Genomic DNA, 7,973 nt, shown 5'->3' on the forward strand with positions numbered 1-7,973 from the left:
CCCTGATGTCGAGTCACCACAGCGCGTACGCGCGAGGACCAGCCCGGCTACCGTCGTATGAACACGAGGCGGAGAGGGCGTACGCGGCATGAGCACCTCAGGCGAGCACGGCTACCCCGACACCGGGCACACCCGCACCCACCTGCCCGGCGGCGACCCCTACGGCGGCGCCCCCCGCCGCACCCCCCGCTCCTCCTCCCGGAGCCTCATCACCGTCGTCGGCGTCGTCGTCCTCCTCATCGCCGCCATCGCCTTCGCCAACCGCGACAACTCCCCCCCGTCGAACTCCCCGACCAAGGGCCCCGCCCACCAGAACGCCGCCCCCACAGCCGCCTCGGGCACCACCCCGGTCCCCACCACCGAAAACGGCATCCCCACCCACTTCCCCCACACCCAACAAGGGGCGGAGAGCGCGGCGGCCAACTACGCGGTGGCGCTGGGGTCGGCGGAGATGTTCAACAAGGCCAAGCGCGACTCCGTCCTCCAGACCGTCATGACCCCTTCCAGAGTCACGAGTTCCACAGCGGAGATGGATGAGGCGTACACCTCCGCCTTCAATCAGAGCCTCGGCCTGAGCGCGGACGGCGCCGCGCCGTCGGGGTCCACCTTCGTCTCACGGACGAGCCCGATCGGCACCAAGGTCACCGAACCCGGCGACGACACCGCCACGGTCGCGGTCTGGTGCAGCGGGCTGCTGGGGCTGGCGGGAGCCAAGTCCACCAACCCGGTCACCAACAGCTGGTTCACCATCACGATGAGACTCCAGTGGGCAGCCGACGACTGGAAGATCGTCACGCATTCCCAGAAGGAAGGACCGGCACCGGTCCCCGGTGACGACAAGGCTTCCAGCGCGGACGACATGTCGAAGACGGTCGAGGAGTACGGAGGGTTCACCTATGCGCGCTGATCGCCGCCTGCTCGCCCTGGCCGGCATCGTCGGGGCCGTCCAGGCCACGGCCGTCCTCACGGCTTCCCGCGCTCTCGCGGCGCCCTCACCGAAGCCCACGAAGAGCAACGATCCCTGCGACCTGATCCACGGCGCGGCACGCGACTTCTGCGACAAGGACAGCACCGGCGGAGGCAGCTCGCGCAAGGGTCTCACCACCGACAACCCCCTGACGTCCACCCTCGATCCCCTCGCCTCCCTCGCCAAGGGCTGTGCCGATGCCGCGTCGTGGACGATCGGGAAGCTGAGTGACGCGGTGAAGGAGACGGCGAGCGTCGACTTCACGAACCCGAAGTTCCTCCAGCAGTACGCGGTGGTCTTCGCCGCCTCCACGATCCTCACCCTCGTCCTGTGGCTCCTGGCCGTGGCCAAGCGAGCCGTCAGGGGCGTCCCCCTCACCACCGCCATCTCCGAAGCCGTCGGCTTCCTCTGGCTCACGGTGCTGGCCTCCGCCTTCACCCCCCTGATCCTCTACACCGTCGTCTCCGCCGCGGACGGCGTCACCGACGTCCTGGCGAAAGCCACCGGCGACCAGGCCGACACGTTCTTCGGCACCTTCTCCGGCGCCCTGGAGAAGGGCGACGACATCGGCGGCGGCCCCATCATGCTGGTCATCGTCTCCCTGGTCAGCATCCTCGCCGCAGGCGTCCTCTGGCTCGAACTCGTCATCCGCGCCGCCCTGCTCTACGTGGGCGCCCTCCTCGGCACCGTCGTCTACGCGGGCCTCGTCGACAAGAACCTGTGGGGCCACGTCCGCCGCTGGGCCGGCATCATGATCGCCGTCATCATGGTCAAACCGGTCATCGTCATCGTCCTCGGCCTCGCCGGCGCCCTCGCCGGCGACAACGGCCCCGATGCCTTCTCCGCCGTCGTCTCCGGCCTCTCCATCATCCTGCTCGCCATCTTCGCCAGCGCGATGATCTACCGCTTCGTCCCCGGCTTCGGCGACGACATCGCCGGCTCCCGCAACAACCGCATCATGCAGGGCGCCGAAGGCAAGGCCGCCGCCGTCATCAGCTCCCCCGCCACCCTCGTCGCCCAGGGCATCAAGACCCACAGCACCCGCGCCGACAGCAACGCGGGCGGCGGCCAGGGCGCGAACACCCCCCGCCCCGCCAACCCGGCCAGCGGCGGCGTCGCCGCCCACAGCGGCCGCACCCCCCAGAGCGCCCCCGCCGCGGCCCCCGCACCCCGCGCCCCCAGCCCCGTCAACACCCCGCACGCCGGCAACACCCGCAACAGCAGCACCAACCGCTCTGGAGGTGAAGGGCGTTGACGACCGAGGCCCACCTGTCCCATCCGGTCACGCCCCGCCGTACGTACCTCATCGGCCGCGCCCGGCCCAACGCGATCATCGGCCGCAACCGCGAGTCCGGCGAGATCGCCCTGATCGTCGTCGGCGCGTTCCTCGGCATGATGTGCGGCCTCCTCGTACCCGCCCTCCCCCTGCGTATCGCCCTGCTCAGCGGCCTTCCGATGCTCGCGGTCGCCGCGGTCTACGTGCCGTACAAGCGCCGCACCTTCTACAAGTGGTTCGAGATCAACCGCTCCTACAAGCGCACCGTCAAGCGCGAGGCCGTCTACCGCTCCCCCGTCATGGAGTCCGGCATCCGCCTCGACGGCCGCGAGGTCGAGATCGGCCCGCCCCCCGGCATCGGCCGCATCAACTGGCTCGCCGCCCCCTTCGGCCCCGACGAGATCGCCGTACTGCTGCACGCCGACCGCAGGACCGTCACCGCCGCCATCGAGATCGAGGGCCCCGGCGTCGGCCTGCGCGACTCCGAGGACCAGGAAGCCCTCGTCGACCGCTTCGGCACCCTCCTCAAGCACGTGGCCAACGGCGACGGCTTCGTCAACCGCATCCAGATGCTCGCCCGCACCCTCCCCGCCGACCCCGACGCCCACGCCAAGGACGTCGTGATGCGCGGCGACGGCCGCTCCCCCGAGTGGCTGCAGCGCTCCTACGACCAGCTGCAGTCCATGGTCTCCACCAGCAGCGAGCAGCACCGCGCCTACCTCGTGGCCTGCATGAGCTTCAACCGCGACCTCGCCGCCGAGGCCCACGCCATGGCCCGCGCCGCCCGCCCCCAGGCCGGCCGCAAGCTCGACCGCGACGCCGGCCTCGCCATCGTCATGGCCCGCGAGCTGACCGACATCTGCTCCCGCCTCCAGGAAGCCGACATCCGGGTCCGCCAGCCCCTCGGACAGGGCCGCCTCTCCTCCCTGATCCACTCCATGTACGACCCGGACCACCCCATCGACCACATCCAGGCCATGACCCAGCGCAACGCCTGGCCCGCCGAGCTGAACGCCATGGAGCCCACCTACCTCCAGGCCAAGACCCGCGAGTCCACCACCCGCGCCCCCTGGTGCCACGCCACCGCCTGGGTGAAGGAATGGCCGATGACCCCCGTCGGCGTCAACTTCCTCGCCCCCCTCCTCGTCCACACCCCGGACGTCATCCGCACCGTCGCCGTCGCCATGGACCTCGAACCCACCGAGGTCGCCATCGAGCGCATGCTGACGGAGAAGACCAACGACGAGGCCGAGGCGTCCCGCGCGGCCAAGATGAACCGCACCGTCGACCCGCGCGACGTCGCCGCCCACTCCCGCCTCGACCAGCGCGGCGAGGATCTCGCCAGCGGGGCCGCCGGCGTCAACCTCGTCGGCTGGATCACCGTCTCCGCCCGCTCCCCCGAGGCGCTCAACCGCGACAAGCGCACCATCCGCGCCTCGGCGGGCAAGTCGTACCTGAAGCTGGAGTGGTGCGACCGCGAGCACCACCGCGCGTTCGTGAACACCCTCCCGTTCGCCACCGGCATCCGAAGGTAGAGGCTCTCCATGCGAGATCCGCTGTCCGTCCTGACCGACGCCTTCACGTCCTTCCTGTTCGGGAAGGTCGAGACCACCCGCCTCCCGGTGCGCACCTCCACCGGGCAGGCCCAGGCGGTCTACCTGCCGACGGCCGCGCCCGGCCTCGGCGACTCCGGCGTCATCATCGGCCGCGAGGTCTACTCCGGGAAGGGCTACATCTACGACCCCTTCCAGCTGTACGGCCAGCAGCTCCCCGCCCCGCACTGGCTGGTCCTCGGCGAGTCCGGCAACGGCAAGTCGGCTCTGGAGAAGACGTACGTGCTGCGCCAGCTCCGCTTCAAGGACCGTCAGGTCGTCGTCCTGGACGCCCAGGGCGAGGACGGCGTCGGCGAATGGAACCTCATCGCGGAGGAGCTGGGGATAACCCCCATCCGGCTCGACCCGACCGCGGCCCTCAACCACGGCATCCGGCTCAACCCGCTCGACCCCGCGATCACCACCACGGGCCAGCTCGCGCTGCTCCGCACGATCATCGAGGTCGCGCTCGGCCACGGCCTGGACGAACGCTCCGGCTTCGCCCTCAAGGTCGCCCACTCCTACGTCAACGAGACCATCCTCGACCGCCAGCCCGTCCTCACCGACATCGTCGAGCAGCTCCGCCACCCCGAGCCGGAGTCCGCCGAGGCGATGAACGTGGCCATAGACGACGTACGGGCCTGGGGCCTGGACGTCGCCCTGGTCATCGACCGGCTGGTCGACGGCGACCTGCGGGGCATGTTCGACGGCCCGACCACGGTCGGCATCGACCTGGACGCCCCGCTGATCGTCTTCGACCTCTCGCACATCGACCGCAACTCCATCGCCATGCCCATCCTGATGGCGATCGTCGGCGTGTGGCTGGAGCACACCTGGATCAGGCCCGACCGCAAGAAGCGCATCTTCCTGGTCGAGGAAGCCTGGCACATCATCAACAGCCCGTTCGTGGCCCAGCTGTTCCAGCGGCTGCTGAAGTTCGGCCGGCGCCTCGGCCTGTCCTTCGTCGCCGTCGTCCACCACCTCTCCGACGTGGTCGACGGCGCGGCGGCGAAGGAGGCGGCCGCGATCCTCAAGATGGCCTCCACCAGGACCATCTACGCCCAGAAGGCCGACGAGGCCAGAGCGACCGGCCGCGTCCTCGGCCTGCCCCGCTGGGCCGTCGAGATCATCCCGACGCTCACCCCCGGCATCGCGGTCTGGGACGTCAACGGCAACGTCCAGGTGGTCAAACACCTGATCACCGAGACCGAACGCCCGCTGGTCTTCACCGACCGCGCGATGACCGAGTCCTCCGCCGACGTCGCAGACGACGCCCTGCGCGCCGCCGAGCTGGAGGCCGAGCAGCGGGCCGCGGCCTTCGTGGAGCAGCATGTGGGCGACCCCGAGTCGACGGTGGCGTAGGGAGAGCACGTGCGAGCGGACGAGCGGGGCGGCCGGGACACCGGACGCGCGGGCGAGGGCGGCGGAATCCCGGACGGCCTGCTGGTCGGCCTGCTGGCCTTCCTCCTCGGCATGACGGTCCTGGTGTGGACGGCCACCGGCCTCGCGGCCCTCTTCGCGCGGGGCGCCTGGCCGGCCCCGCTGGCCTTCACCCGCACCCCCCTGGCCATACGCCACCTGGTCGCCCAGCCGCACGACATCGCCGGCGCCTGGGCAGGCACCCCACCGGACCGGCTCCCCGGCTGGGGCCTCTTCTGGGGCCTGTTCATCGGCCAGCTGCTGATCCTGCTCGTCCTGGCGGTCTTCGTCCTCGGCACGATCGCCCGCTGGCGCGCCGGCCGGGTACGGCGGGTCACCGCACCACCGCCCGGACCCATCGCACCGGCGCCGGAGAAGCGCCCGGAACGTGAGAAGGCCCCGACACCTGAGAAGGCCCTGGAACCTGAGACGGTCCCGGAGCCCCGCACCGGACAGCCGGCCCTCATGACGCCACCCGAGCCGCTCGTGGCACACCTCCCGCCCGAAACCCCGGCGTCCCAAGTCCCCCTGCTCTACGGCACCCCCGAGACCCGCCACGCCCGCGCCACCACGGCCCTCCGGGACGCCCCCGGCTCGGCGCTGGTCGTCACCTCGGACCCGGCGCTCTGGCAGGACACCAAGGACGCACGGGCCAAGCTCGGCCCCGTCCTCCTCTACGACCCCACCCACCGCTGCGACACCCCGGCCCGCCTGCACTGGTCCCCCACGACGGGCTGCGAGGACCGCCCCACCGCGCTGGCCCGCGCCACGGCACTCCTGGCCCCCGTCCGCCCCACGGCCCGCATCGACCAGGCCGTCACCGACACCGCCACCACCCTGCTGCGCAGCTACCTGCACGCCGCCGCGCTGGACGGCCGCACCGTCCGCCACGTCCACCGCTGGACCCAGGGCACCCAGCTCCAGGACGCGGTACGCACCCTGCGCACCCACCCCGAGGCGGCCCCCGGCTCCGCCGGCGAACTGGAGGCGGCCCTCACCTCACACCCGGAACGCCGTGACATCGCCCAGGAGTTGACCAACCGGGCACTCTCCGCGCTGCTCACGGTCAACATCCGCGAATCGTGCACCCCGCACCGAGCCGACACGCTCGCCCTGGCTTCCTTCATCCACGAGGGGGGCACGCTCTATGTCGTCGGTGAACCCATCGAGGACCCCAGGACCCAGCCGGGTGCGATGCCCCTGCTGACGGCCCTCGCCTCCAGCGTGGTCGAGCACGGCCGGCGCACGGCCGAACGGTCATCCTCCGGCCGGCTCGACCCACCACTCACCCTGGTCCTGGACGACGTGGCCGCGGTCGCCCCCGTCCCCCAGCTCCCGGGGCTGCTCACCAACGGCACGGCCCAGGGCCTCCCCACCCTGGCCCTGCTCCGCTCCCGCGAACAGGCCCGCGCCCGCTGGCCCCACGAGAACCTACCGGTCTAGCACGAACTCCCGCTCCCGCTCGTCCTCGTCCTCCGAGAACGACACCACAAGCCCGGTCGGCTTGAACCCGGCCCGCAGATAGGCCCCCTGAGCCCGCGGATTCTCGGCATGCACGAAGAGCCGCACCCGCTCCGCCCCCTGAGCCCACGCCCACGCCACACCGGCGTCCAGCAGCTCCTGGATCAGCCCGTTCCCCCGGTGTCCGGGCCGTACGAACACCCCGACCACATGTGCCTGCGACCGCTCGACCGCATACCCGGCCCAGTCCTGGCTTCCGGCCTCCTCCAGCAGCACGGTGACCGACCCGGCCCACTCCCCACCGGGCACCTCGGCCACGAACTGCCGCACCCCCGGCTTCCCGGCGGCCCGCTCCTGCCAGAACGAATCCGGCCGGGCCGCGGCGTCCTCATACGTCTCCAGAAAGGCGAGATGAGCTACGGGATCTCGCAGCGCGTCCAGCCGCAGCCGCTTCACATCCCCCCACTCCGCCGCGCGCACGCCCCGGACCATATACCCCTGACCACCCTCAACTCCCATACCTCCCACGGTAGTACGTCCGTACAGTGACCCCCATGACAACCCTCCCCGGCCGTGACCGCACGGCTCTCCTCGTCATCGACGTCCAGAACGACGTCGTAGCCGCGGCCCACGACCGCGACAGTGTGATCGCCCGTATCAACACCCTGATCGACAAGGCCCGCGCGGAGGAGGTGCCGGTAATCTGGGTGCAGCACAACGACCGCGGGTTGGAACGGGACACAAAGGACTGGGAGTTCGTGCCCGAACTGAAGCGCCTCGACGGCGAACCTCTGGTGCACAAGAGCTACCGGGACTCCTTCGAGGACACCGACCTGGAGTCCGTCCTGGCCGAGCGGCGCGTGGGCCGGCTGGTCGTGACGGGGGCAGCGACCGATTTCTGCGTCCGCTCCACGCTGCAGGGAGCACTCGTCCGTGGCTACGACGCGCTCCTCGTCGCCGACGCCCACACCACGGACGACCTCAGCGAGCACGGTGCGCCCACCCCAGATCTGGTGATCGCACATACCAACCTGTACTGGGACGGCCAGCACGCTCCCGGCCGCAAGGGCGGAACGGTGAATACAGCGGAGGTGGCTTTCTAAAAAGGGTCTTAAACGCAGAAAACCCCCGCACCAAAAGGTGCGGGGGTTTCCCTCAAATATAGTTCGGCGGTGTCCTACTCTCCCACAGGGTCCCCCCTGCAGTACCATCGGCGCTGTGAGGCTTAGCTTCCGGGTTCGGAATGTAACCGGGCGTT

Annotated in this window: 7 protein-coding genes and 1 rRNA gene; 6 read left to right on the forward strand and 2 right to left on the reverse strand. The window is 70.8% G+C overall.

Translation table 11 applies throughout. The features are described 5' to 3' along the window. Positions 1-88: 88 nt before the first annotated feature. Genes ACFWN1_RS03145 through ACFWN1_RS03165 form a run of 5 tightly spaced genes read left to right on the forward strand, consistent with a single transcriptional unit; the run spans position 89 to position 6,697 of the window. Positions 89-907 (forward strand): hypothetical protein, encoded by an 819-nt coding sequence (locus ACFWN1_RS03145; RefSeq protein ID WP_384357583.1) that lies wholly within the window; start codon positions 89-91, stop codon positions 905-907. Beyond that, a complete protein-coding gene (locus ACFWN1_RS03150; RefSeq protein ID WP_384357585.1) occupies positions 897-2,222 on the forward strand; it encodes a hypothetical protein in 1,326 nt (441 codons plus the stop codon). Before ACFWN1_RS03145 ends, ACFWN1_RS03150 begins: the two co-directional genes overlap by 11 nt. After that, entirely contained in the window at positions 2,219-3,778 is a 1,560-nt protein-coding gene (locus tag ACFWN1_RS03155) for an SCO6880 family protein (protein WP_384357587.1), read from the forward strand. Before ACFWN1_RS03150 ends, ACFWN1_RS03155 begins: the two co-directional genes overlap by 4 nt. 9 nt (positions 3,779-3,787) lie before the next feature. Beyond that, positions 3,788-5,197 carry an ATP-binding protein gene (locus tag ACFWN1_RS03160; RefSeq protein WP_384357589.1) on the forward strand — a complete coding sequence of 470 codons (1,410 nt, stop codon included), beginning with the start codon at positions 3,788-3,790 and terminating at the stop codon, positions 5,195-5,197. A gap of 9 nt (positions 5,198-5,206) precedes the next feature. Next, positions 5,207-6,697: a type VI secretion protein gene (locus ACFWN1_RS03165; RefSeq protein WP_384357591.1), complete on the forward strand. Its 1,491-nt coding sequence runs from the start codon at positions 5,207-5,209 to the stop codon at positions 6,695-6,697. Here ACFWN1_RS03165 and ACFWN1_RS03170 read toward each other — a convergent pair. Further along, complete coding sequence (locus ACFWN1_RS03170; RefSeq protein WP_384357605.1) at positions 6,686-7,207, reverse strand: GNAT family N-acetyltransferase; 522 nt, start codon at positions 7,205-7,207, stop codon at positions 6,686-6,688. The two genes, ACFWN1_RS03165 and ACFWN1_RS03170, sit on opposite strands and share 12 nt — an antisense overlap. A 62-nt stretch (positions 7,208-7,269) precedes the next feature. Between ACFWN1_RS03170 and ACFWN1_RS03175 the strand changes: the two genes are divergently transcribed. Continuing rightward, a complete protein-coding gene (locus ACFWN1_RS03175) occupies positions 7,270-7,818 on the forward strand; it encodes a cysteine hydrolase family protein (RefSeq protein ID WP_384357593.1) in 549 nt (182 codons plus the stop codon). A gap of 61 nt (positions 7,819-7,879) precedes the next feature. Here ACFWN1_RS03175 and rrf read toward each other — a convergent pair. Beyond that, a 5S ribosomal RNA gene (gene rrf, locus ACFWN1_RS03180) occupies positions 7,880-7,973 on the reverse strand; the annotation flags it as partial.

Origin of the sequence: Streptomyces sp. NPDC058459 (assembly GCF_042721685.1) — a bacterium.
Lineage (GTDB): Bacteria > Actinomycetota > Actinomycetes > Streptomycetales > Streptomycetaceae > Streptomyces.

Excerpts from the sequence above, each read along its gene's own strand:
- ACFWN1_RS03175 (WP_384357593.1), top strand. The coding sequence starts at position 7,270 with ATGACAACCCTCCCCGGCCGTGACCGCACGGCTCTCCTCGTCATCGAC.
- ACFWN1_RS03160 (WP_384357589.1), top strand. The coding sequence starts at position 3,788 with ATGCGAGATCCGCTGTCCGTCCTGACCGACGCCTTCACGTCCTTCCTG.
- ACFWN1_RS03150 (WP_384357585.1), top strand. The coding sequence starts at position 897 with ATGCGCGCTGATCGCCGCCTGCTCGCCCTGGCCGGCATCGTCGGGGCC.
- ACFWN1_RS03170 (WP_384357605.1), bottom strand. The coding sequence starts at position 7,207 with ATGGTCCGGGGCGTGCGCGCGGCGGAGTGGGGGGATGTGAAGCGGCTG.
- ACFWN1_RS03145 (WP_384357583.1), top strand. The coding sequence starts at position 89 with ATGAGCACCTCAGGCGAGCACGGCTACCCCGACACCGGGCACACCCGC.